The organism is Melioribacteraceae bacterium 4301-Me (genome assembly GCA_041538185.1).
In the GTDB taxonomy this organism is placed as follows: domain Bacteria; phylum Bacteroidota; class Ignavibacteria; order Ignavibacteriales; family Melioribacteraceae; genus Pyranulibacter; species Pyranulibacter aquaticus.
The window spans coordinates 318,261-344,932 of sequence record JBGORM010000003.1 but is presented as its reverse complement, the minus strand read 5'-3'; the positions used below and the strand labels follow the sequence as shown (position 1 = coordinate 344,932).

Here is a 26,672-nt window from a genome sequence, read left to right as displayed (position 1 = left end):
AAAATTATTAAGTGTCTGCATCAAATCTTTCAACACTAAATACACCGCGGATCTTTTTTAATCGTTCTATTAATTTATTAAGATGGTCTAAATCTCTTACATAGACAGTGATAGCTCCTTTGAACATAGAATCACCGGTAACAATATTAACAGATTTGATGTTTGTATTCTGGTATGTTGTAATACTATTAGATATGTCTTTTAGGATACCTGGCAAATCATCTCCGCGGATACTGATGCCGGCAACGTAAAAAGTTCCATTGGATTTTGGCCATTGAACAGGTACCAATCTGCTTTCCCCATTTTTAACCATATTAATTAAGTTAATACAATCTTTTCTATGAATTTTTATCCCCTCTCCTATTGTAACGTAACCAATAATTGGATCGCCAGGAATTGGGTTGCAGCATTTTGCATAACTGTAAGCAAAACCTTTTGTGTCGCCTTCCACTATAATACCGCCTGCAGTACTGCGAGCAATTTTAGCAAATTTTTCAAATTCAATTTTTGCTTCTTCTTTTTCCTCTAATCCATAAGATGGGTTTAATACTTGTTCTAAGTTAATCTTATCCTGTGCTATAGAAATAAAAAATTGCCGGTGGTTATCGTACTTAAGTTTTCTAATAAGCTTTGTCAGTTCATCATTAGAAAAAGAAAGCTTTAGTTTTTTTAATTTCTTTTCCCAAATTTCTTTACCAAGTTCTACAAGTTTTTCCTCTTCTTTATTAAGGTATTTTCTTATAAGGCTTTTAGCTTTATGAGTTGCTACAAACTGTAACCAGCTTTTATTTGGGCGCTGATTTTTTGAAGTTATGATTTCAACTTGGTCGCCGCTGTGCAAAATAGTATCTAGTGGAACAATTTTCCCATTAACTTTAGCACCTATACATGTATAGCCTATATTAGAGTGAATATCAAATGCAAAGTCAACTGGAGTTGAATTAACCGGCAGTCTACGCAAATCACCTTTAGGAGTAAAGATATAAATTTCATCTTGATAGAGATTTAGCTTAAAGCTTGCAAGAATTTCCTTGGTCGCTTCATCTTTAGAAGCATTTTCAAAAATGTCTCTTACCCAATTTACCCACTCTTCAAGGTCTTTATCATTTGTTACTAATCCTTCTTTATACTTCCAGTGCGCAGCCACTCCTTTTTCTGCTATCTCATGCATTTTTCTTGTTCTTATTTGCACTTCAACTAACTTGCCTTCAGGACCAATAACAGTAGTATGGATTGACTGATAATTATTTTTCTTTGGAATAGAGATAAAGTCCTTAAAACGATCCGGAATTGGTTTATATAATTGGTTTATTATACCTAATACATAATAACATTCATTAGGGTCATTTTTTTCGAGAATTATTCTTACTGCCAGCAAGTCATAAATATCCTCAAAAGGACGATTTTGTTTAATCATTTTACGATAGATACTATATAAGTTTTTTGGGCGAGAAACAAGTTCATACGCAATTTTATGTTCTTTTAACTTTTCTTTAATTGGCTTTGTAAACTTATTTAAAAAGCTTTCGCGTTCCTTGCGTGTATCTTTAATTTTTTTAGCGATATCTTCATAAGCTTCCCTATTTAAATACTTAAACGCTAAGTCTTCATACTCCCACTTAATTGCACCTAAACCAAAACGATGAGCAAAAGGAGCATAAACCTCTAAAGTTTCTTTTGCAATTCTTCTTTGTTTTTGAGGATGTACAAATTCTAAAGTGCGCATATTATGAAGTCTATCTGCAAATTTAACAAGGATTACTCTTACATCCTTAACCATAGAGAGGAGCAATTTCCTGTAGTTTTCAGCTTGAGTAATTTCTTGACCTTTAAAAACCCCACCAATTTTTGTTACACCATCAACAATCTCAGCAACCTCTTTACCAAATTCTTTTGAAATAAAATCTAAGCTCGTGTCCGAATCTTCTACTACATCGTGTAACAAACCACTTGCTACAGAAATATCATCAAGTGGAATTTCACGGGCTATAATCATAGCCACTTCGTAAGGGTGATAAAAATATGGTTCGCCAGAAGCACGAAAATCATTTTTGTGAGTTTCATAACTAAATTGGAATGCTTTACGTATAAGATTTTCATTAACAGAGGGGAGGTTTGATTTGCACGCTTCTAACAAATCTTCAAGCATTCTTTCATGCCGAACACTTATAGCGGTCGATGTATCCATTACTTAACTCTTCAAAAAATCATTCTCTTATTAATACCTAACTATAATGAAATTTTGACTATTTAACAATACCAGTCTTGTAAAGGTTCTAAATAGTACCAAAAGTTCTATCTCCAGCATCTCCTAAACCAGGCAATATGTAGCCATTCTTGTTTAATTGCCTATCTAAAGATGCGGTATAGATAGGTATATCAGGATGTTCATTTTGCAATTTTAGGACACCCTCTGGAGCAGCAATTAAATTAACCAGCATACATTTTTTAGCTCCTCTTTCCTTTAGGAAATTAAAAGCAGCTGAAGCACTTCCACCAGTAGCAAGCATTGGGTCAAGAAGTATGGTTAGTGATTTATCAGAAAATTTTGGGGTTTTATAGTAATAATCAACTGGTTTAAGTGTTTTTTCATCCCTTTGTAAGCCTATGTGTCCAACATTAGCGTCAGGAATCATTTCTAAAAATGGTTCAACTAAACTCAACCCTGCACGAAGCACGGGCACCAAAATAACTTCATTTTTTAATTTGTAACCAGTTGTAATTTCTAAAGGCGTTTCTACTTTAATTTCTGCAAATTCTAAATTCTGACTGACAGCAATTGCTAAAGAAAAGCTGATTCTTTTTAGTGCTAATCTAAACTCATTAGGCTGAGTATTTTTATTACGTAAAATTGTTAAGTCCCTTTTAATAAATGGGTTATCAACTATAGTTAAATTTTTAAAATGCATTTTGAGTTACTTTTCTCCCTAATATGGATAAGATGTTTATAAAAGGTGAGGCAGGCGGTGTATAATTATAATTTATATTCGCCAAAGTCTCTATTTTGTTTTTATTTAAAATAAATGATGAAATCATATCACCAAAGCCTATTACTTCTTTGCCACCAAAGAAATTTGCTCCTAAAACTTGATGACTAAACTTATCGTAAATTATCTTGCCAAACACTTTACTGCTTTCAGGCATCACTTTTACTAAATTTTGAGCAACTGCAATAACAACAGTATAATTAAACTTCGTTCTCTCTAATTCTTTAGTACTTAATCCAACTGAAACTAAAATATTATCAAAAATTTTTACCGCAATATTTTTGATTACTGGCTCTGCTTTTAAATTACCACCTGCTGCATTTTCTCCAGCAATGTGTCCATACTCGTGAGCAATTGTAGCTAAAGGTATGTAATCGTATTGCTTTGTTATAGCATTAAGTACTTCGATATTATCCCCAGCTGCAAATATTGAAGAGTCGCTTGTTCTTAATTTATTGTCAGTTCTTATGCCGCCATAATTACCCAATTTTAATGAACTACTAACGGCTAAATCAACATTTGGGACAAAACCAATTGCTACCAATACTAGGTCAATCTCTAAAATATTACCCAAAATGTTTACACCTACCACTTTATTATTTTCAGTAATAAATTTTGCATTGTCTACTTTGCCATAAAATTCAACATTGTTTTGTTTTAATTTTTCCAGTATAAGATGACGTGTTTCAATTTCAATACCTGGAAAAGGCAAATCTTCTTTTTCAACTATTATTACATTATAACCAAGTTTTACAAATGCTTCTGCTGATTCGATGCCAATATAACCTGCGCCAATAACTAAAACATTTTTTACTGTGTTGTCAGTCAAATAGTGTTTTATCTTTAAATAGTCTTGTACTGATTTTAAGCTAAAAACATTTTTAAAATTATTTAATAAAGGTGGATAAGATTTTGCTTTGGACCCAGTAGCAAGAATAAGAGCATCATACTCAAATTCAGTCAAGAAATTTGATTTTAAGTTCCTTACAAAAATTTTTTTCTTCTTAGTATCAATTTTTTCAACAAAATGGAAGTTATAGACCTTTACATTTTTTTCTTTTTGGAAAGACTCAGGATCAAAAAAAACAATATTCTTATAATCTTTAATTTCACCAGAGAGAACGTATGGCAGTTCGCACGTACCAGTAGAAATAAATTCGCCAGCCTCAATTAAAATCACTTCTGCAGAAGGATCCACACGTTTTGCTTTTGCAGCAGCACTTGGACCTGCAGCATTGCCGCCTACAATAATAATTTTTTTACTAGATTTTTTATACATAATTCAGCGGTTATAAAAATCGCATTAAATATAAAGATTTTCGTGGAATAAAATAAAATTGTAAGTTGATTTACTTTTCACGAAAAGAAAGTGTAATAGGTACCCCTTCAAAGCCGAAGTGGGACCTAATCTTTTTTTCAAGAAATCGTTTATAATGCTCTGGTATGTATTTATGTTGATTAGCAAAGAAAACAAAAATAGGGTAATGACTACCAACCTGCGTCACATATTTAATTTTAATCTCTTTACCTGTAGGGGTAGTTGGGGGCGGGTTTCTTTTTATTTCTTCCAGCATTATTTCATTTAATTGGCTGGTTGGTATTTTTTTCTTTCTCTCTAAATATATTTTTTTGGCTAAGTCGATAATCTTAAATATTCGTTGTTTAGTTAATGCAGAAACAAATATAATAGGTACGTAATCGAATGAACCTAATTTCTTATAGATGCTTTGTTCATAAAACCTTGCAGTGTTAGTTTGTTTTTCTATTAAATCCCATTTGTTAACTGCAAGTATAATACCTTTTCTTCTCCTCACCGCTTCTTGAATTATTTTTTGGTCTTGGGAATCCAAACCTTGCTGAGCATCGATTAATAAAACAGCAACATCAGAATGCCACAATGCTTTGTAAGTTCTAACATTAGAGTAAAATTCAATGTTTTCCTTTATCTTGGATTTTTTTCTTAAGCCCGCTGTATCAACCAAAATGATTTCTTCCCCATAGTATTTTAGAACAGTATCGATACTATCACGTGTTGTACCTGGAATGTCAGTAACAATACTTCTATCATAGCCAATCAAAGAATTAACTAATGATGATTTGCCAACATTTGGTCGACCAATAATTGCCAATTTAAGCACATCTTTTTCTTCTGTTTTTTGCTCAACAAATTCAATTTCCTTCACTAGATCATCTAATAAATTGCCAAGATTTCTGCCATTCAATGCCGAAACATCATACAAATTTTTCAATCCAAGTTTATAAAATTCTGCTTTGTAAGATTCCAGCTGTGGAGTATCAGCTTTATTTACTAAGGTATAAATCGGTTTTGCAGATTTTCTAAGAATACTTGCAATCTCAAAATCAATAGGGGTTAAGCCAGCTTTACCATCTACAACAAAAAAGATAGCATCAGCTTCTTCCAGAGCAATTTGAATTTGTTCTCTAATAGCTGACTCAAAGGTTTCATCAGAGTTGGGGATGTATCCACCAGTATCTATCAATCTAAAAATTTTCCCGTTCCAATCCACTTCTCCATAAATTCTATCACGTGTTACCCCGCTAACATCATCAACAATAGCTTTTTTAGTTTTAGTCATTCGATTAAAAAGTGTAGACTTACCAACATTTGGTCTCCCAACTATAACTACTAAAGGTATTTTCATTATTGAGTTGTGCAAAAAAATTAAAAATTATAACGTAAATTTAATTTAGGATAGTAATCTGTCCTAATACCATATGTAGTTTTAGTTAACTCAGCTGAAATTGAAATATGTTTATTATAACTATGGGCTGTCCACACTGCATCTATAGCACTAATTAAATGATTCAAAAAGACAACGATTACAGCTTTAGATGCAATATCGTAATAATCATTGGCTTTGCCTCGTAAGCCTGAATAATAGTGGAAATTTGGTGTAACCGGGTCACCATAATTAAATTGAGGTGGGGCGTCATCCCAGCCTTGATTAAATTGAGGGTATTTACCTATTTCTTCATAATACTGTTGGTCGCCATGACGGGGCAAAGTATGAGAATAATAGCCGCCAATATCGCGTTCCATTCTATTAAGCTCAGACCAATTAACTTGTTCCCAAGGAGGAAGGTTCTGTTTATCTGGATAAAAAAGTTGGTAAGGACCTCCTGGCGGGTCTTTTGGAGCTAAATGTTCTAAGGCATACTGTGCATACCTTACAACACTCCAGTGCTCGTCTGCAAAATTTTGAAAAAAGTTTGTTTGGTCATCACCCTTTTTGTTATAAATTAAGCCAACAGTAACTGCGGTTACTTCAGCAACAAAGAAAATACCTGCTTTAATGTAACTTTTCGAATAAAATTCTCCTGTGCCTGGCACTATTAAGGAAAGTAATCCTGCCAAGAAAGGTGATTTGGTGTTTTTAATTCCGGAGTCATTTAATTCATTTATCTTTTCACTGTTAAGATAGGCAGAGTAAGAATCAAAATTAAGAACGCCTGTTAAGGGAAATTTTTGGTTTTTTTGCGCAAACAATAGTGTTGAAAAAGTAATAGACACAAATAAGAAGATTCTTCTCATTTTATAACCTCATTCATTAAAAATTAAAATCGAATAAAATACCTCCATAAAAGCTCCATTCTTTCCCGTAAGTTACTTTTTCATTTAATATTGTTCTACTAAATTTATCAAAAGCATATGCTGCATCAAAGAAAAAGCTTGTAGGGAACAAGTAAAAAGAGTTCATTTTTATTCTAATCTCTGCACCTAGTCCTTTTTTAAAATCCTTAAACGTTGGGAACTCCCCTGTCCATGCATTACCAAAATCGCCGTATACTGAAAAATAAATTTTATCTACATAAAGGTGCCCAACTCTAGTATCAATATTTTTCCACAAAGGGAATCGATAAGAAATATTTAACCAGCCAAGTTTATTGCCACTAACTGAATAAAACGGATAACTCTTCATACCCACTAATCCGCCTAAGTAAAAATCAAAAAAGTCGGGTACAGGTGGACCTAAGATTGCAGCAGCTCTAAATGTAAAATTAAGTGTATTTCCCTTTCTCAACTGCAGATACTCTTTCCAATTTAATTCTACTTTATGAAAATTATAATGTTGATAAACCGGCTTTAAAATGCCGTCTACAATTTCATAAGTGTTATCTTTATTGTATCTATTGAACTCATAATCATATTTAATCTCAAATTGTCTGCCAATAGGATTAATATCGCTATCAACTGTTGGGACAATACCATTGTGATTAAATTTAACTTGTATATCACTGCCTATTAAATATGTATCGTTAGTTGTAGGATACAGTATAGAAGTTTTAGGGAAGATAAAACTACCTATTGTAGCAGAATATTGGCTAAAAATAAATCTTGTTTCAATATAATTTCCTTCTGTAAAAATTTTATTCTTTGCTGAAAGATCAACTTCAAATAAATTGTAAGTTACATCGGTATTTGTGTTTTTAGTCGGGTCAAGCGGGTCAAAGGTCAACTGTGTGTTAGTTTTTCTGCTAACGCTATATAGTTCTAAGGTTAATTCAGGATATATACTAAAGCTGCTTAATATTGGTAATTTATCTCTGTAATTGAATTCTAAAAAAAGGTCCCTTTCAAATTTTTTATTTATTGAACCTCCAGCAAAAATGCTGTATTTGTTTAAATAATCAGTCGATGAAACATACAAACCAGGTTTTATTCTGTCCACAAACGTATTGGAAGTAACATAATTGTCATATCTAATAAAAGGGAAAAAACTAAGTTTAGAAAAAAAGCCGCTGTATTTTTCCTCTTTATATTTTGGAATATTGTAATCGTTGTAATTAATTAAAGAGTTCATATCAAAACGGGATAAATCGCCATTCGGTTTGTCACCGCCAAGTGGTGGGTTATTAGTCCAGACATATTTTTTTGCAGTATCGACTAATCTCTGTTGCTCATTAGACAGATAAAACAACTTAAATCCATCTGAAGTATAGCCTGCGTAGACTAAATTATTACTATCGTCTACAGTTGGCATAAAGGCACCACCGATAACATTTGTTAATTGTATGCTTACTTTATTTTTCATATCGTATTTGTAGATATTAAATATTCCTGTTATATCAGAAGAGTAGACAAAATTACCATCTTTGGTAAATGCAGGATTTCTGTTATCGTGCCCATTTTTAATAATCACCGAATAATTAGCACCTGAGGTATCGATTTTTGATATTTCTCTTGAATTAGAGTAAGAATAATCAAAAATAACATAACTATTATCAGGTGAAAACTTTGGATTAAAAACCTGTTCTCCATTTTCAAATAAAGTTAATCTCTTAAAATTTGTTCCATCAATATCAACCATACCCAAATTTGTTGTACCATCTTTTTGGTAGATAAAGACAATTTTTTTGCCATCATTTGAGACTGATGGGTTATTAGCTCTCATGCCAAAAGTGATTCTTTTCTCTTCATCTTTAGATATGTCGTAAATGTAAATGTCATGAATATTTGCCCACTTAGGATTATCATCACCCAACTTAGCATAAACAATTTTATTTGTGTTGGGTATAATACTTACTGTTGAATTAACAAGATTAACAAGTTTTCTAGATTTTTTAGTTTTAATATTGAGTAAATAAATTGAGGACAAAGAAAGATAATCGTTACCTTTATTACTAACATATATTATTTCATTATTTTTATAGAAAATGGGATAGAAATTGCCAAATCCTTCGTTTTCTATAATTTCTCCTTCGATTTTATTCAACTCCACATCATGAATTCTTTTTTTATAGTCGGATATTAAAAATGATTTCCACTCATTATAAATCTGATTGCCATCTTTTCCCAGCACCTCTTTAAAAGCAGCATCAATAGTAAAATTAAAGGTATTGCCAAGTTTATGTGTAATTTCTCTAAGTTTATTTTCACCATATTTTTGTGATATATATCTTGTTAAAGCAAAGCCGGCGTTATAGACAGATTCATTTCCCAGACTTGTTTTTCCAAACACACCCATTTGATTCCAAGTAAGTAATTTATTGTCCAACGCATAACATCTTAAAATCATATCGCGATGAGTATCCCAGTTATCATAATTAAATTCTTTACGCATATATTGGGCAGTACCCTCAGCAAACCATGCAGGAATATTAACTGTTGGAATTGGGTAAGTGACAATTACATTAGGGAATCCATAAAGTATATCAGGTCTACGTTTTTCTTCATAATTTAAGAACTGGAAATAAAAGGCTGGTATTGTTCTCGCCATTTTCATTCCAGCTTGGATTTGAACCATGTGTGTAAATTCATGTGAAATTACATTACGAAGCCAATTGTGAGAACCTCTTAAATCAAAATCTAATGCCGAAGCCCAGATTTCAATTTTATTGTCAAAAAAGTAAGTAGCACCATTTGAATAGTCATCAATATCTTTAATTACAAAGTGTACTGGTTCGGGTTCGTATTGGTACAAAGAAGTAATAGGTCCCCATACTTCATCTGCAATTTTAGCTATCACCCTTGCTGTTCTCTCAGCTTCAGGATGAAAGTGAACAAAAACATGTTTTCCTTTTATTGTTAGCCATTGATAGTTAGGGTTATATTCATTGAATTGTGCATTAATAACTAAAGGTATACAAAAAACCATAAAAAGTATTTTTTTCATTTACTACCTTAAGAGTATTAAGGAAAAGAATTTACTTAATAATAGCAACTTTAATAACTTTAGTAGCTGTCTTGCCCGTTACAGAAGTTACCTCGATGTGAGCCAGGTAAATCCCACTTTGAATATTGGTAACATCCCAAATAGTATCATGATCAAAACCGCCTACTGCCTTGTCATTTAATTTTGCAACAAGGTCGCCTGAAATATCAAATATTTTTATGCTTACGTCAGAATCTTCAGATACATAATATCTAATATTAGTAGTATTACCAAAGACTGGATTAGGCCAGTTATAAGCTCTATCTAACGGGAAAAACTCAACTTGTTTTTTTGAAACCCCGGCAGCATCAACAAAGGAATTATTTAATGAATTTGAAAACTCTGCCCACCAATTTTTTGAATCGATGTAACGCCCGATAGACCATGTATATAACGTATTAGTTTTATCAACAAGGCTAAGTGCAGTCCAGTCTAATATAGAAGCTGATGGGTACAAAATATGCTTATATAATATTGGTGTTACTATGCTCTTGGTCCCAGAAGAAATTGGGAAAGGGAGCAGAACTTTACCAGTCAGAGGATTAATTGCGTATATGTTTCCATTATCCGCAAAAGCCAATATAAACACCTGCGTTTTATTCTCAAAAACTACAGTCAATGGTGTAGCTACAAAATTAGCATGATTAGGTTCAACAAACGGGAAAAAGTCTGCTTTCGAGCCCTCCAAATTATACGCTTCAAGTTTATCTCCGTTATTAAAAACAATATAGTTACTACCATCGTCAAACAAATTAGCTAACGAAAAATCTGATATGTTATTCTCTGATTTAATATTAAACTCTTTTTTAAGAGCCCCGTTTTCTATTATATAAAAATTATTACCTTCAGTTAGAACTACATTTATATAGTTACCAGCTTCACTTTTTGTAAGAACACATTTTTTAGGTTTCTCCGGAAATTTTATTATTGTTTGATTTGCATCCATAAAAGTATTAGCAGTGAGAAATGAATAATAAGTTGAATTTTGACTTGAGCACACTTGTACTATAGGTTCAGTCGAAATTTTTGTATAATTACCTTCACTTACATTATTATCATTTAATAAATCTTGAATATTAGCTTTAACTATCTCGCCGTTTGCTGTACCGAAAATTACAAACCAGTTACTGTTAATTTCGTTAATAGTTATTGGCGATGTAACAGTTGAAGCAAGTTGGTAACTTTTAAGATTTTCTGTAATACCATCCGAAATCAACACATTTAATTTGTTTTGTATAGAACCTATAACATACTCATGTTCTGCGATTTGAATTGCTGCAGGGTATTGATCGCTGAAATTGTAAAAGGTTTTAGTTTCACTGCCATACTTATTTGTTTTAATCAAGTTTTTATTTACCAATAAATACACATCATCATTAATGCTATTAAAAGGTGTTAGCATCAAAGTGGGCAAATCAGGTAAATTTAATTGAGTTTTAGCAAGTAAAACTAAATTACTATCCGAGAATGACAATTTAAAAGACATCCTATTGCCAGCAGGGGAAAAGTCCGACAGCGTAATCAAGCTATTTGCACCTGTGTATGAAATTGTACTAGGCTTTGTATAAGGGCCAAATATATTTTGATAATATTTTGAAGGGTTATCTTTATACCACATATCCTCTTGGGTTGCCTGTCCTTCAACCTGGTCACCAAAAATATCAGTAAAAATTTGTCCTATATCGGCAATACCATCAGCTTCAACTACAGAGACACCTCTGTGATTAATATCCACATTTATTTTATTATCGGATAAATTATTAGCAATAACACTTTCATCGATATGCCAGATTAAAATGCCATTTCCAGGTACTGCCCAATCAAACTCATCCACATCAGTAACTACGCCCTTTAGAGTATCTGCGCTGTACCATTGAAATCTTCCTTCATCTTGTTGTTTTGTAAAAGAAAAAGACTGATTTCCTATTTTATAATTAATATGAATTCCATCTTTATTCACATCCCGCTGGCGGTTCTCAACCAAAAAATATTCGTTTGAATTTATTGGTATTTTAAGAATTGTTGTGTCAGATACACTCGCTGCTAAGTTAGCAAGTAGATTAATATTTGTTTGAGCGTAAGATATATTTACAGTCACAGGCTTTGCCCAGCCAAGGAAAATTTTTTCCCAAGCTGAGGGTTCAGGTGGAAAAGCTCCGCTGTAAGCAAATATTGCTGCCCCATCCATTAATCCAAATCTTCCTATTGCACTTCGTCCCGTTTCAGTGTTGAATAAATCGGGCAGACCTAAATAACTAGCAATACTCGCAACAATTAATCCGTTGGTAGTCATTTGGAACAGAACAGTAGAATTCAACTGTTGAACTTCACGTGATTCAGTTGAAGGCAGAATTAGCGAGTTTTTTATTTTAAAATTACTATTAACAACAAACCCGTCAAAGTTCTCACCAAAAATCGACTGTAATGATTTTAGTCCCAAGTAAATTGACGGCAAATCACGTTCATAACCAAGGCTTCCGGGTAACTGAATATCACGTCCAACACCCGCATGGAAAATTATAAACAGGTCGTATTTGCTAAAATCAAAATTAGGATTTTGTTGACTTACAAGCTGCCAGACTTCCTGTGCAAACAATCCTAAATTTGTTATTTGATTTGGTGTATCAGAGGGTGGCGAATATTCTCTCATTATTTTAGAAACAGTAACAATGTTAGGTAAAACTTTATAAGAAATATTAAGTTTATTTTTGGAGACCTTCTTAAAATAGTTCTTAGCAAACTCAAGATGATTAGAAAAATAAGAAGCATCAAAAGGTAAAGGGTCCATTATTGTATCGCCATAGTTTTGAGAATAAATTGACCCAAATTTACCATTACCATAAGTATTTGGGTCATCATCCTGCATAAATTCTACCATAACGGCAAGGATTTTTAGAGAATCGGATGGCGAAAAAGACTTTACAGGAATTTGCGGATAATAATTTAACTTGCCGAGCATAGATTGAGCAAATATGCCCAGTCTAACACTGGGCAAAGCACTCAATCCAATTATTAAAATTATTAAGGGAATCTTAATGTTCTTCATTTATATTATATTCCGCGTGGAAACCCCTTTTCGGTTTTTGGCTTAGCACCCCATCCAATTAATAAAGTAAATCTCAAAGTATTTGAGAGAGGATGATTTGCGCCATTTTTGAAGACATCTGTAGTGATATAGCTAAAGTCAAATCCATAAAGGTCATATCTAATACCAGCACCAAGAGTAACAAATTTTCTATTACCATAGGAAGGATCCTCGTAGAAAAAGCCCGCTCTTAATGCAAACATAAATTCTTCTGGTTTGCCATACCAATATTCAAGACCCATAGAAGTTTGAACTTGCCTCAACTCTTGACTTAATGGTTCATCTACCCAAGAAGTAAATATTGCCTTATAAAATTCATCTCTAGCATGCGTACTATCGCCAACCCCAACTAAGAGTTTAGAAAAATCAAGTGTATAAGTAAGCGAATTATAATCATCTTCAAATGGTCTAATTGCAAAGCCTAATCTAAAATTAGTAGGAATAGGGTCGGCTTGCGCTTGGTCTATATAATAGATTTTGGGACCAATATTACTAATATTTATACCCATGCTAAATCTGTTTCCGAAGTCACCTATTAAAGGTAAATTAAAATGTTCTGGGCGCCACATAGTAGCAATATCAAAACTAACTGATGTTGCTACTCCTTTACCTTGCTCTTGTTCAGTAGGTTTATCAGAAAGACGGCTATGAATAAGTCTAAAATTAAACCCAATTCCCCAGTCGTTGCTCAATTTTGTAGCATAACCCAAAGTTAGCGCTGCATCAAAAGAGCGAAAGGTACCAAGTGGTGTCGGGTCATTGGATCCGGTTCTAACAAATTCACCAAAATTCATATATGTTATACTTGCTGTAATACTGCCGTTTAGGTCATCAATGTACTGTCTATAAGTTGCATAATCATAGAATAAATCAAGATTAAATTGAGGCAGCCAGTTACTATGAGTAATAGAGATTTCAGAACCGGATTGAAAAGCAATTCCGGCAGGGTTCCAAAAAATGGCAGCTGAATTATCCGCCAAGCCGCCACCAGATTCTCCTATTCCGCCCGCTCTTGAATCCGGAGCTAAAAGCAAAAACGGAACAGCGGTCTCCCCCTGACTATAAATTCTCTCAATGTTGCCAAAATACATTAATAACAATGTCCCTATTATGAAAATCCTTTTCATTTATTTTTTACCTCCTAAGTATTTTTCTTCCTTTTTATTTTTAAATTATATTCAAGTTGTTTTCTATTAATAATACAAGTTAATTTTATCTAATTACTGCCAATTTTCCAAGTACGTTTTGAGTGTACTGTCCATCAGATGAACGAACTATTAATTTATATAGATATACTCCATTTGCTATTAAGTTGCCATCTTCATCTCTTCCATCCCAGTCAATTTTAACAAATTTATCAGCAATATAGTCTTCCTTAATTTCTTTTATCATTCTGCCGGCTATTGTATATATTTTGATTTTAACGTCTATCGGTTTATTTAAATTATGCTGGAATGTAAAAGTAGTATTTGACATAAAAGGATTTGGATAATTAACAACATTTCTAATAACAAGGTCGTTGCCAGAGACAACTGTAAAATTGCTTTCCTTAGTTGTCAAGTTATTAAAGACATCCCATGCTTTTATTTTTATATTGTAATCTCCAGGTTCAAACCCAGTAAATTTATACTGAATAACACCTGACTTCCCGTTTGAGTTAACATCACTAATGAAATAATTTGAAAAATCAATCGGATTATTTTCATCACCGTTTAGTATGCCTTCTAATTTATGACCCAATCCAGTTCCAGTGGTATTTAATCCAGTCTGATCTGAAAGTTTTACGAACAAAGTAAAATCAGAGTTCACAATATTAGAAGTCGATTCAGAAATCTTATCAAAATATATTTCAATATTTGGACCTTTGCCATCGTTAACAGCATTAGGATTAGTACCTCCGACTATTATCTTGTTGGTAAAACCAACACCATCATTATTTTCATTGAAAATATAAGAAACTATTCTACCATTTTTATTTTCATAAGAAATATCTTTAGGCACAACAAAACCTGTCTGAAAAATACCATTATCAACATTAACGCGGCCTCTGTAAATCAACCCGCCTTGCAAAGTGACCGTATAGTTCATCTCTTTAATAAATACTTGTCTATCAGAATCATACACGCTAACAATAGCATTGCCACTAAAATTATTAATTAGATTATTAGCCGAAACTGAGCCTCGTATATTAACCTCACTTAGGGCACTTATTTGAATATTATTATTTAGCGGAAAATGATTTACAGAATCTATAATTGCAGGTAAAATAGGTTGATCTAACCTAAGAGTTGGGTCGCAAAACAAATGATATTTTTCATCGTTATCTAAAGTCCTGTGCTGCTTAACATAAAAATAAGCTTTGCCAATTCTAATTGGTAATCCCAAGCTGTCCTTTGTACGAAATAAATTAGAATATAGAGAATCGTTTATTATTGCATTTAAGTTTGAGTAGACTAGCCTAGCTGCAGTAAAAGCGCCAATAGCACCAGAGTTTGGTTTGTTTACCAGCAATTCAGTCGAGCTTTGTTCCGATGGGTCATCGTACCTGCCAAAATCACATGTAGCAGCTGTTAAGAAAAAATAATCGTTATTTTTTAATTGCGGAATGGTAGTTGACTTTTCAAAAACTGACTCGTGAGTCCACACATCGGGGTTACCATGCCCAATAAAATTTAAGATTAGCGTTCCATTATTAATTGCATCAATAATAGCTTGATTAACTGCTGGTTTTCTTCGACCTAAGCCAGTATATACTGTTGGGTATAAAGCAAGATAAATTTTATTTTGATCAAAAAATGAAGGTATTCTAAAGCGGGAGAGATTTTCAGATTGACTGGTATGAATGCTTCCATCGTCAACACCAGTTGCTGCTGGTCCATCGTCTGCTACTAAAGTAATAGTATTTCTCCATAACCCCATATCTAATTTTGTTTCGTAAGCAATAATTTTATCAACAATAGCCTTAGCATCGTCTAAGTTTTGAACGGGCAATCTTCCTATTGCTAAATCTGCTTTTAAATCACTGCCCGATACCCTAGCATAAAAATCATCAGTAGGATAAGAATTTATTTCATACAAAGATTCTTTAGTCTCGTAAGCTGGAATAAAATTGTTAGATTTTTTTTCAGTATTGTAATAATCATAAGAGCCATCACCAAACAATAGAACGTAAAAAGGTTTTACTTGCCAATTATCGTAAGCAAATTTTAAAAAATCCCTTATAGCTGAAGGGTCTAACGAGCCGCAAGAAAATTGATTATAAATATCATCAACATAATATAAAGAAGTAGATATTCTTGATGGCGACTGAGAATTTTTATAATCTCTTAATCTTTCAGCTTCTGCTTTAAATGACTTATCTGAAATGATTATAAACTCAGTTCCAGTTAAATCTGCTTTCAAATTTGTTGTTTGTACATTTACAATATTAACAGGTGTCTGAAAAGCAGTTTCAGTTACTGCTAAAAATTTTCTTACATTGCCCGACTGTGCGCTAATTTGAAAATTGCACTGCCCGCCACTAATATGTGCATTAGAAATTTGAGATACGTTAGCATAATCAGTCACATCAAAAATTAGAATATTGCTGTTTGAAAAGTTTGAAAGTCCAAACTGGATATTAGCAGTGGTATCCCGAGAAAAAAACAAAATTTGGTCACCAAACGCCTGCAAATATTTTGTATATGTAATTTCAAAATAATCAATTGCTAATCTAGCGTTTGACGCTGAAGTTTCAATAGCAAATTTTAGTGAGCTGCGATTATCAGTTAATGTTCCATTAAAGACTGCACTACCTATTCGTTCAGTTCCTAAATAATATGATGCTGGAGAACTGCCCGGCAAAGAACTTGAATAAATCAATGTGTTTGACTCACTAACTAAAAAGTTTAAAACGGTCTGAGAAATATTCGCAACTCTAAATTGATAATATATTTTAGAACCTGGCACTATTCCATCTAAAGTATTTAAGTAAACCCTTGACTTAGTATTAAAATCCAACTCATCTCCAAAATAATCTCTGCCGGTATGACCAATATTTGTACTATCCTTATCATTTTGCTTAAAAGCAAGCGTAGTCAGTTGAGAATAAAAATTATTAGCGTTAACTGTAGGCTGAAAATTCATTCTTTTGCCAGGATTTCCGCCAGCTGTTATCCAATAATAATTTTTTTTTGAAAATGGGTTTTTAACCCTTACAATTTTTTTAAATGAGTTGCTATATTCCCAAAATTCAGTACCTCTGCCATAAAATAATATATAATCATTTTGGTCAAATTTACCATCTTGCTCGCCACTAACATAAATAGCAATTTCGTTTAATTTATTCGGCCTGTTCACATCTGGGTTTTCAGGTAATTGATAGCCACCATTATTATATATTTTTATTGTTCTTGGGTCAACAGAGTTAGGGTCAATACCCATAGATTGTAATGTGTTTCTATCTATTCTATAAATGCCCTCTGTCGGGGCTTCAAAACGATACCAATTATTGTTTGAAGCAAAAGGATCATCGGAAATTTTTAGTGCTCTTTTTGCTGGTACTCCCCAATTTTTTGCTATTGGCCAGTTCAATACAACTTGTGAAAGACTTTGATCTCTTATTAGTTGAACGGATGTCGGCACTAAAGCAAAATTGATTGTAAAGATAATTTTACTATATACTCTAATTTGATTAGAACTCGCATCAAATTGAATTGGATAAACTCTAACAGTCTGAACAGGTAAATTACGCACTAAGCCATAATCGCCAAAAGATACAACATTATTAAATTTTGTCGTTAAATATTCTTCAGTAAAAGTTAAATTACCTGGTGAACTTTCAACGTATGCCGGCTTAATTTGACCTTGCATTGTTTTGTATTCAACAGAATTTATTGAAATTCTATTGCCTGATTTGTCAGGAACACCAATATTAACTTCTCTAAAAGGAATTAAAGGACTACCAGCCTTCATTAAAGGATTAAGAGTTCCATTAGCAAGATTAAAGCTGTAATATTTTTGTCCCTTTATCGTAACAAGTGTGGTGTCTAAAATTTGGGGGCTATATAAAATAGTAATTGACTGTGATGATGATGAGATAACTTTTACATCTTGTGGTAGTACAACAGAACTGAAAATTAAAAGGAGAAATATTATAGAGAATATGGCTTTCATCAACCGTTCGATATTTTTAAGAAAATATTGTTAATAAAATAATAAGCTAATTATCAGACGTAGCCAAATGCTCTATAAAATTCCTCCAAATTTGAGCCCTAATTTAGGCAAGTGCGCCTACTAATGTCAAGTCAATTTATTTAATTTATCTGCTATCTCTTCCTAATCAACATATTTTATTTTATGACTCACACATAAATACGATTTTCATTACTTGATACAATAAAGTTGTTAATTGTGCCAATCGCTATCATTAAAAAACTAACCGGGTGTAGAATTAAGTTGGTTAAAATTAAAGGCCTAGCAATTCTTTATTTTTCTTCATTGCCTCAATACAAAAAGCAATATGTTCATCTAAAGGAATGCCTAGTTCTTCAGCACCCTTCAGTATATCTTCTCTGTTTACTGAACGTGCAAACGCTTTATCTTTCATTTTCTTTTTTACTGATTTAACCTCAACTTCTTCAATAGATTTATTTGGCCTAACATAGGTAACCGCTGTTATAAATCCTGCTAATTCATCACAAGCAAAGAGAACTTTCTGAAGTTTTGTATTACGAGGGATTCCGGTATAATCTGCATGAGACATTATAGTTTTCCTAAAATCTTCCGAAAATCCTTTTTCTTTTAAAATCTCATTTCCTTTATATGGGTGTTCCTCCGCAGTAGGATACATTTCATAGTCGAAATCGTGAAGAAGAGCTACATTGCCCCAAAGTTCAACATCTTCATTAAATTTTTGAGCATACGCTTTCACACATGCTTCTACTGCAAAAGCATGCTTAAGTAAACTTTCGCTTTTAGTGTATTCACGAAGAATTGATAAGCAGTAATCTCTATTTCTTTCCAAATTATTTTCCACTATGTACTCCTTTGTTTGAAGCAAATAAATTAAAAGAGGGGCAAAGCTTTCCAATAACACATTCATTACATTTAGGCTTTCTTGCTATGCAAATTTTTCTACCATGCGATGCTAACCAATGCGAGGAGTTTATCCAATATGATTCGGGAAGCAGTTCTTTTAACCTCATTTCAATTTTCAGTGGATCTGAAGATTCAATAAACCCCAATAAATTAGAAAGTCTTTTAACATGAGTATCAACAGCGATGGAAGGTATTCCAAAAGCATTGCCTGCAACTACTGCGGCAGTTTTTCTGCCTACACCAGGTAATGTCGTGAGAAGTTCAAAATCATTAGGCACTTTGCTATTATAATTTTCGACTAAACTTTTACAGCATTTTTTTATTGATTTTGCTTTTTGCTTGTAAAAACCAGTAGAAAAAATATCTTTCTGTAATTCCTCATCAGGGGTTTTTAAGTAGTCACTTGGAGTTTTATATTTTTTGAAAAGACTTTTTGTTACTATGTTAACTCTTGCATCAGTACATTGTGCAGATAATATAGTAGCAATTAATAATTCAAATGGATTTGAAAATTCAAGAGCGGATTTAACATTAGGGTACTCTTTCGAGAGAATATCAAAAATTTTTTTAGCTCTTGTTTTTTCAGATTTATTAATCATTTACTTTTTATATATAGAAAACGTCTATAAACTTTGTAGCGCGTACGGGATTCGAACCCGTGATCTCCGCCTTGAGAGGGCGGCGTCCTAAACCACTAGACGAACGCGCCATTTTTTGTTACATACAAAATTAATCTTTACATATTTACATTTCCATATTATGTAAACATTTTCATAATAAAATTCTCTTTCAGCTTTCTTTCTTGCAACATCTTTCCTTTTTAACGAAGAAAAAGAAAATTATACCGCTCTATAATTTCTTGATTATAATTGCTGTTAGGTATAATTAAAACATATTTTGATGAATAAAGAGCTTGCAAAAAATACTTTTTCAAGAATTGATTAAAGAAATCACTGCGGGTCAATATAACATAGTTATTTAAAATGCCTTTTAATCCATTTAGTTTCATAACATCAAGCTTGTGATAGAGGACATAATAATCAACATCTCGCTGGTCCATTGTTATAAATGTTAAGTTAGGAAATAAATATTGAAGACCTCTTGCATAATAATTAACTGTTGGGTCTAAAAAAATAATTGGTAAATTTTCACTTTCATTCTGATTAATATACTTTTTGATAAGCTCAGACAATTCTTCTATTGAGGAATCGTTATACTTAATCCTTGATATTGCCATTAAATATGAAGATGTTGTTCGTTCGTACCACACTTGATAATTTTTAATTTTACGAGTCATTGGATTTAACATACTTTCTATTGATGGTTTGCTATACGGCAAAAAAAGAAATATTAGAATATCCAGAAAAATAGAAAGTATTAGCGGCTTAACTGTAATTAAGCCATCCTTAAGAAAAAAGCCAAAAATAATATACAAGGGAAGTATAATTATCAAAAAGTATCCTTTTGAATAGGCCACAAAAGAAAACAAAAATAATGGAGGAAGCAGCCAGAATAATAACAACCACAAAGTTTTTTTATCAATTTTCAGTTGTTTGTTTTTTAGTTTCTTAATATTAATTAGTAGTACAATTCCAACTACCACATAAGGGACTAAAATATAAATTAGATAAGAAGACATTTGATAAAAGTTTTGCATTAAAGAGATTTTCGGGAGCGGGCTATTTTCATTGTACAATTTTAAATAATTACTTAAACCACCCGCTGAATCTATCATAGGTACAAACCATAGTAAAAATGCTAAAACTGCAATAACATGGCTAATCAATATTTTTTTGATTTTATAGTTTTTGTAAACCTTGAAAACAAAAAAATAAGTATAAAAAGTAATAGCCATCAAAACGCCTGTTGTTTGCCTTATGCCACAGCCAATTGCAATAATTGGAGGTATTAATAAAAAGTATTTGCTGTCTATTAAAATGAAAATCACAAAAACCGAAAAAAACCAATCAAAGCTGTATGAATCTGTAACTGAGCCGTAAAACCAGACCATAGGATTGGTAATAATTAGGAGGGAAATTATTATAGATGCAATTTGACCAAATATTTTTCTTAGCAGCATATAACTAAAAAAGGCAGCTAACGAAGAATAAACAATCGAAAGAGTAAGCATAGCTGTATGAATATTTCCTAAAACTTTAGACAGTGCAGAAATTATTTTGACATGTAAGAAATAACCTGGTAAATGGGGCCTGGTAAATTCCAGCGAATAAGAAATTGAACCTAAGGCAAAACCTACCGAATCCCAATCAACAAAAAAATGTTCTAAATAAATCAGGCGAGTAAGAACTGTAATTAAAGAAAAAAATAGAGCTGTAATTACCTCTTTATGAAGTCTAGGAAGTTTTAATTTTAATACCATTATAATTAGCTAAAAAGTGATGTCAGTTTATTTATGCCGGATACAGGATCTTGTGTAAAGTTAACACGTATTACATTTCTATTTTTATCCAACAATGCCTCCCTGTCACCAAGCGATTGTGCACTAATTAAAGTACCGAACGAAAAAGAGGAGTCGTTATAGCCAGCTTTTTCAGGTATAGGAACATCATGATAGATATTAGAAGTAAACTGAATAAATAATCCTTTTCCTCCATCGCCTTTATGTAACTGTCCAGTAGAATGCAAAAAACGAGGTCCTATACCAATAGTAACTGCAGACTTATATTTTTTTTGCAAAGCAGTTCTCAAACTTTGTAATGAACTAATTACTTGATTAGTTGGGTTTAGATATGCATGAATTGCAATGTAACTTCTACCTAAACTCGAGCTATCGTTAAAGTTCATAAAGAAATTGGAAAAAGCTTCTTTGATTGTTTTATATTTTTGTGAAGCTATAACTTCAATGTCATTTTCTTTAACTGAGATTTCAAGTAAAGGGAGTTCTCCTTTTTCTTCAAATTGTCTCATCATTTTCCGTGCTGAAACTTTAGCCGCTTCTACATTAGGCTGGTCAAAAGGATTAATACCAAGCACCCAGCCCATTATTGATGTTGCTACTTCCCAGCAGAAAAATTGTTCACCCAACTCATAAATATCGTTTAATTCAATTTTAATTAAAGGATGTTTTGCTTCTTCCAATAGTTTTATTTGCTGCTCGTTAGAATTGTCGCCTTTTAATTTAATATTAACAAACAATCGATCGGCGCTGTAGAATTCAGGTGGTAAAACACTCTCTTGATCCACAGGCAAAATTCCCTTGCCGGATTTTCCCAGGCTTTCAGCTATTAATTGCTCCAGCCAAGAGCCAAAAGATTCAATTTCCTTAGAAATGATAAAAGTCAACTTGTCAACTCCTTTAACAGCTAATTCTGCTATTGCGGCACCTAAGACTGCCGAGGGTATATTATGCACGTTTTCTTCACTTAAAGAATTAAATGATAATTGGGCATTATTTAAAAGTTTTTTCACATCTATCCCTAATAAAGCTGCAGGTACAATTCCAAATAGTGATAGTGCTGAATATCTACCCCCAATATTTGGATCATTCAAAAAAATTTTTCTGAAATTTAGTTTCTTGGCAATTTCTTCTAACCCACTGCCAGGGTCCGTAATAGCGATAAAGTGCTTCGGAGCTTTTTCTTTACCTAATTTTTGAGATACCAAATTGAAGAAGTACTTCATAAAAGAGATTGTTTCTATTGTGCTACCAGATTTTGTAGAGACTATATAAAGTGTTTTTTGTGAGTCAAACTTTTTCTCATAATTAAGTATAACTTCAGGGTGTGTCGAATCCAATATACTTAAATGTAAGTAACCCTTTTTAGTACCAAATGACTTACTAAAGACTTCTGGTGCAAGGCTAGAGCCACCCATTCCCAATAAAACAGCTTCCGAAAAACCGTTGTTAATAATCTCGGTAACAAAGTTGTTCAATGAATGAAGTTCCGTTTTGGTCTTTTCTGGAGAATCTAACCAGCCTAATCGGTCTGATATTTCTTTTGGATTATCACTCCATATTGTGTAATCATGAGTTAAAATTCTTTTTAAAATATCTTCAGACTTTAGTTTTTCGAGCCGATTTAACACATTTTCATAAAAATTGTGTAAATGTACCTCAACGTTTTTTGATTTGATGATTGTATTTTGCAACATTGTAACCTTCTCCAATTTTTTTTAAGAAATTATTAGACACCATAATTTATTTATATATGATTGATAATGTTTACTTAATTAAAAAAATTCCTTATTGCAACTCATAAATAAAATAGTTCTGCAAAGCAAATTATCTTTTACTTAAGCCATTGAAAGAATGAATAAGGCATCATCTAATTGCTAAAAGTAACAATTGGACGCCTAATTTGAAAAAATGATCTTTCATACGCAAAATGTAAAGAAAGATTTATCTAAACTAAACAAGCAGATCAGTGCTGTCCAAAATAATTTTGAAATCAAATCCCGAAGGGATGAATTACCAAATAAATTTAGAAAACTTCATGATTTTGGACTATTCTACTTGTCTTGTAAATCAATCCCTATCTCGTCCATACGGGACTTTTAACTTCAGTTTGATATTTATTTATTCTATAACTATATAATCCCTAAAGGGATTACATTGGTTTAAGCATAATCAAAGCTTTATTATCCCCTCAGAACAAAATATTTATAGGATATTGTAAACAATACTTTTTACAGGCTGGATAATTCTTATGCGCAGCAAGAGTTTCTTCTGCAGACAAATTGGAGTTATAAATGGCATACAAAAATTATGAAAAATTTACTCGATAAAAGATTAGAATCCCTCAGTTAAATTAAACTGCCAAACCCAGCTTTTGTCTACTCTATCTAATGGTTTCACATAATCAATTTCACCAATTGCATAACCAAACAAATTTACACGTATAGTAAATCCAACACTTCTAACTGGTTTTCTACCGTTACCTGAAAGTGCAAGCTTCATTCCCTTATCCCAAGCCAAGCCAGCATCGTAGAAACCACCGAAGTCTATTGGGAAGTAGCCGTAGAAACCTTCACCAATGCCAAATAAACCCAGCAATGGGAATCGAAGTTCAATATTTGCTACAAGAATTTTACTACCCTGCAATCTATTTATTAGAGGGTCAGGAGATAATAAATCAGCATTATATTCTGCATTACTAAAAGAATTGTAATCATAACCGCGTACGAGTCCAGGATAACCCAAATAGTAAGGTAACAGCCTATAATTTTCGGCATCAACACCATATCTGCCAGCATGCAATACTCTAAAAGCCAGCGTAAATGGTCTAACAGGCATAAAATACTGTCTATAATCCAATAAGGCGCTATTAAAAGACAAAGTACCTACAGAAGGTGTAATCTCTGCTCTCCATCTTGAACCGATTATTGGAGCGGTAGCACCAAAAATGCTATTATCATAAACTAAAGCCGCATCTGCCTGCCACAGATTAATATCAGTATCAGTTGGCAAATCCTGAGTATCATCTTTAATTATATTTCCGTACGAAGAGATAATAATAGTTCTAACTGTATTACTAAAACTCACATTTGTAAACCCTGCACCCAACTCCATCCTGAGAGTTTCACTAAAAGGGTACATGATAATACCATTTATTGTTCGGTTGGTTTGTTTGAAAGTAAAGTCTTGCTCTTTGTATACAAGCGAACCATTTAGTGTATCGAAGCCAGCAATGTAGCCAGTGTTAAAATAAGGTATTTGTTGAACTGCAACCCCCCAATTAATTCTATGAGCAGTGTTTACATAACTTAAAAGTCCACCTACATTAGAAAATCCTCCACCAATTTGTAATTGGAACGCTGTAGCTAAGTTATGATTTCCTAAAATATCACTCCAGTACAAAGCAATGCCCCCGCCCACATAAGTACCAAATCTATCAATTCCAACCCCAGCTGATGGTTGAGCAAAACCAACTAAATGTAAAGAAGCATCATAATCAGTGTAGGTAAAAGATGAAGTATCATCTTTAGCAAGTGAGAAGTCATTAAGGTTATTTACAAGCAAATTACTTTTTCTTTTTACAGGAGGCAACGTTTCAACAAACTCAGGGTTGTAATTTTCAGTTGCCGCAACTTGACTAAACATTTTTTCTGGATCCATAGAATAAATTTTATATTTACCTTTTTCATAAACACTATAGACTAATTTATTAGTTTTCATCGCTGTTGAAATAGCAGGACTTAAGCTTGTAATCCCGCTAACACCTGTGAAAAGAGAGGTAATTTTTGAGATTGTATTTGTATTTAAGTCATAACGATAAATGTTAGAAATACCATCTGCATCAGAGATAAAGAATATGTGTTTGCTGTCTGCCGACCATTGCGGGTTTATATTTTTGCCTTTTTCAAATGTATTTAATTCAGAAATTTTCTCGGTTTTCAAATCATAAAGTGCAAGTTTATAATTTCCAAAATCAAGAGAAGATAAGTTAGTAGAAAATCTATCCGTAGAAAAGACTATTGTGTTTCCGTCGGGTGACCAGGCTGGTTGTAAATCGGCATAAGCATCATTTGTAATTCTTTTTGTTGTTCCATCATCGAGATTGTATATAAACAGATCAGTAAAACCATTACTTAATGCAGAAAAAACAATTTGTTTGCCATCGGGTGACCAAGACGGTGAAAATATTTCACCTAACTCTTTAAACCTTATCTCTTTTTCAATTTCACCAGTATTTACATTTAAGATTGACAAAACGGGTCTGCTATCTACAACAGAACTAAAAACAAATTTTTCCCCTGATGGGTCCCATGCACCTGCCGAGTTAATAAACTCAAGATTTTCTAAGTGGGTATTTAATACTGTTTTTAGTACTGTTTTTTTTATCTCTCCAGTCTGTGCATCAGCTAAAAAAAGGTCGATTGAAAACAAATCTCTAGATGAGAAAAATAAAATATATTTGCCGTCGGGACTTATAACAGGTGAAATATTTAGGTCCTCACCATACTTTTTAGCACCAATTAATTGTGGGCCATAAACTGAAGCTGAATCTGTTAGCTGTTTGAGTGCAGCGTAATTATCACGAATTGCCTGGTGCCATTGTTTAGACAGAGTATCAATTTTAGTTGAAAGCACGGTATCTATTGCAAGTCTTAAGTCTCCTTTTCTTACCGCAACTTTTAATATATCTACAAGTTTATCATCACCATATTTACCACCAATATAAGATAGTAATGCCTGCCCATAACGATAAGGGAAAAACTTTGGGTTAGTTAAATCATCAATCGTCGGTATTGTATCTTGAACAGCGTCTCTCATCCACATAGCTGTGAACGGATCAACAGGACCAATAGAAAAATATTCAGCCATTCCTTCAATAAACCAAAGCGGTAAACGATTAATATTGTTAAGACCTGTCCTAGCACTGCTATCAGCCTTAGTAGCAATATCGAACTGAAAAGCATGTACTAATTCATGTCCTAATACATGATCTGTTTCTTTTAATGGTCCAGCAAAAGGCATAACTATTCGTCTTAACACAGGCTCAGTAACACCTCCAGTTCCAATTCCTATTGTACTGCCACCTAAGACGTTAGTTACACTAAACATTGGAAAACTTGAATATAAAATTAAAGGTTGTCTTCCTTTAAGTGTGTCACCTGTTAATTTTGAATGCCGATTGTACCATCTTTCAGCCATTTCAGCTGCATATTTTGCTGCTTCTTTCTCTTCTTCATAATAATATATATCAAAATGTTTAGTCTTTATCATCTTAAAATCCGGCGTTTCATAATTAACCTTGTTTCGCCCAAAATATTGAGAAACTACTTTTGATGGGCTAAAAACTATCAAGGCTAAAAATGATATGGCAAAGAAATATTTTTTCATGGTTATTTCCTTGTTGTTAAAAATAATTCTTTCCACGAAGTGGT

14 protein-coding genes and 1 tRNA gene are annotated in these 26,672 nt (G+C 32.8%); all 15 read right to left on the bottom strand.

Features of this window, described 5'->3' with window-relative positions; genetic code table 11:
* Positions 1–7 precede the first annotated feature (7 nt).
* The 15 genes from ABRY23_07595 to ABRY23_07525 all read right to left on the bottom strand — a co-directional run bounded on the left by ABRY23_07595 (position 8) and on the right by ABRY23_07525 (position 26,628).
* A complete protein-coding gene (locus tag ABRY23_07595; GenBank protein MFA3782908.1) occupies positions 8–2,188 on the bottom strand; it encodes a bifunctional (p)ppGpp synthetase/guanosine-3',5'-bis(diphosphate) 3'-pyrophosphohydrolase in 2,181 nt (726 codons plus the stop codon).
* Positions 2,189–2,276: 88 nt separating this feature from the next.
* On the bottom strand, positions 2,277–2,909 hold the full coding sequence (gene upp, locus ABRY23_07590; protein MFA3782907.1) for a uracil phosphoribosyltransferase: 633 nt from the start codon (positions 2,907–2,909) through the stop codon (positions 2,277–2,279).
* Positions 2,899–4,266, bottom strand: coding sequence for an FAD/NAD(P)-binding oxidoreductase (locus ABRY23_07585; GenBank protein MFA3782906.1), 1,368 nt, complete (start codon positions 4,264–4,266; stop codon positions 2,899–2,901). The genes upp and ABRY23_07585 overlap by 11 nt, the downstream gene beginning before the upstream one ends.
* 70 nt (positions 4,267–4,336) lie before the next feature.
* Complete coding sequence (der, locus tag ABRY23_07580) at positions 4,337–5,650, bottom strand: ribosome biogenesis GTPase Der (protein ID MFA3782905.1); 1,314 nt, start codon at positions 5,648–5,650, stop codon at positions 4,337–4,339.
* A 20-nt stretch (positions 5,651–5,670) separates the two neighbouring features.
* Complete coding sequence (locus ABRY23_07575; protein MFA3782904.1) at positions 5,671–6,540, bottom strand: hypothetical protein; 870 nt, start codon at positions 6,538–6,540, stop codon at positions 5,671–5,673.
* A gap of 16 nt (positions 6,541–6,556) precedes the next feature.
* The gene (locus ABRY23_07570; GenBank protein MFA3782903.1) at positions 6,557–9,622 is read right to left on the bottom strand and encodes a biopolymer transporter Tol; all 3,066 of its coding nucleotides are present in this window, start codon (positions 9,620–9,622) and stop codon (positions 6,557–6,559) included.
* Positions 9,623–9,653: 31 nt separating this feature from the next.
* On the bottom strand, positions 9,654–12,707 hold the full coding sequence (locus tag ABRY23_07565) for a T9SS type A sorting domain-containing protein (protein MFA3782902.1): 3,054 nt from the start codon (positions 12,705–12,707) through the stop codon (positions 9,654–9,656).
* Between the two features lie 5 nt (positions 12,708–12,712).
* Entirely contained in the window at positions 12,713–13,873 is a 1,161-nt protein-coding gene (porV, locus tag ABRY23_07560; GenBank protein ID MFA3782901.1) for a type IX secretion system outer membrane channel protein PorV, read from the bottom strand.
* Between the two features lie 85 nt (positions 13,874–13,958).
* Entirely contained in the window at positions 13,959–17,900 is a 3,942-nt protein-coding gene (gene porU, locus ABRY23_07555) for a type IX secretion system sortase PorU (protein ID MFA3782900.1), read from the bottom strand.
* 292 nt (positions 17,901–18,192) lie between these two features.
* Positions 18,193–18,762 (bottom strand): HDIG domain-containing metalloprotein, encoded by a 570-nt coding sequence (locus tag ABRY23_07550; protein MFA3782899.1) that lies wholly within the window; start codon positions 18,760–18,762, stop codon positions 18,193–18,195.
* The gene (gene nth, locus ABRY23_07545) at positions 18,752–19,423 is read right to left on the bottom strand and encodes an endonuclease III (protein MFA3782898.1); all 672 of its coding nucleotides are present in this window, start codon (positions 19,421–19,423) and stop codon (positions 18,752–18,754) included. The genes ABRY23_07550 and nth overlap by 11 nt, the downstream gene beginning before the upstream one ends.
* Before the next feature lie 36 nt (positions 19,424–19,459).
* Positions 19,460–19,533, bottom strand: a tRNA-Glu gene (locus ABRY23_07540).
* Positions 19,534–19,644: 111 nt separating this feature from the next.
* Complete coding sequence (locus ABRY23_07535) at positions 19,645–21,204, bottom strand: hypothetical protein (GenBank protein MFA3782897.1); 1,560 nt, start codon at positions 21,202–21,204, stop codon at positions 19,645–19,647.
* A 5-nt stretch (positions 21,205–21,209) separates the two neighbouring features.
* Positions 21,210–22,937 (bottom strand): glucose-6-phosphate isomerase, encoded by a 1,728-nt coding sequence (locus tag ABRY23_07530; protein MFA3782896.1) that lies wholly within the window; start codon positions 22,935–22,937, stop codon positions 21,210–21,212.
* Positions 22,938–23,574: 637 nt separating this feature from the next.
* On the bottom strand, positions 23,575–26,628 hold the full coding sequence (locus tag ABRY23_07525; protein ID MFA3782895.1) for a hypothetical protein: 3,054 nt from the start codon (positions 26,626–26,628) through the stop codon (positions 23,575–23,577).
* Positions 26,629–26,672 lie beyond the last annotated feature (44 nt).

Bases quoted from the DNA above. Each gene is read 5' to 3' on its own strand.
- ABRY23_07595 (MFA3782908.1), bottom strand. From the start codon at position 2,188: ATGGATACATCGACCGCTATAAGTGTTCGGCATGAAAGAATGCTTGAA.
- ABRY23_07565 (MFA3782902.1), bottom strand. From the start codon at position 12,707: ATGAAGAACATTAAGATTCCCTTAATAATTTTAATAATTGGATTGAGT.
- ABRY23_07535 (MFA3782897.1), bottom strand. From the start codon at position 21,204: ATGGTATTAAAATTAAAACTTCCTAGACTTCATAAAGAGGTAATTACA.
- ABRY23_07525 (MFA3782895.1), bottom strand. From the start codon at position 26,628: ATGAAAAAATATTTCTTTGCCATATCATTTTTAGCCTTGATAGTTTTT.
- porV (MFA3782901.1), bottom strand. From the start codon at position 13,873: ATGAAAAGGATTTTCATAATAGGGACATTGTTATTAATGTATTTTGGC.
- ABRY23_07530 (MFA3782896.1), bottom strand. From the start codon at position 22,937: ATGTTGCAAAATACAATCATCAAATCAAAAAACGTTGAGGTACATTTA.
- ABRY23_07585 (MFA3782906.1), bottom strand. From the start codon at position 4,266: ATGTATAAAAAATCTAGTAAAAAAATTATTATTGTAGGCGGCAATGCT.
- ABRY23_07575 (MFA3782904.1), bottom strand. From the start codon at position 6,540: ATGAGAAGAATCTTCTTATTTGTGTCTATTACTTTTTCAACACTATTG.
- ABRY23_07570 (MFA3782903.1), bottom strand. From the start codon at position 9,622: ATGAAAAAAATACTTTTTATGGTTTTTTGTATACCTTTAGTTATTAAT.
- porU (MFA3782900.1), bottom strand. From the start codon at position 17,900: ATGAAAGCCATATTCTCTATAATATTTCTCCTTTTAATTTTCAGTTCT.
- upp (MFA3782907.1), bottom strand. From the start codon at position 2,909: ATGCATTTTAAAAATTTAACTATAGTTGATAACCCATTTATTAAAAGG.
- der (MFA3782905.1), bottom strand. From the start codon at position 5,650: ATGAAAATACCTTTAGTAGTTATAGTTGGGAGACCAAATGTTGGTAAG.
- nth (MFA3782898.1), bottom strand. From the start codon at position 19,423: ATGATTAATAAATCTGAAAAAACAAGAGCTAAAAAAATTTTTGATATT.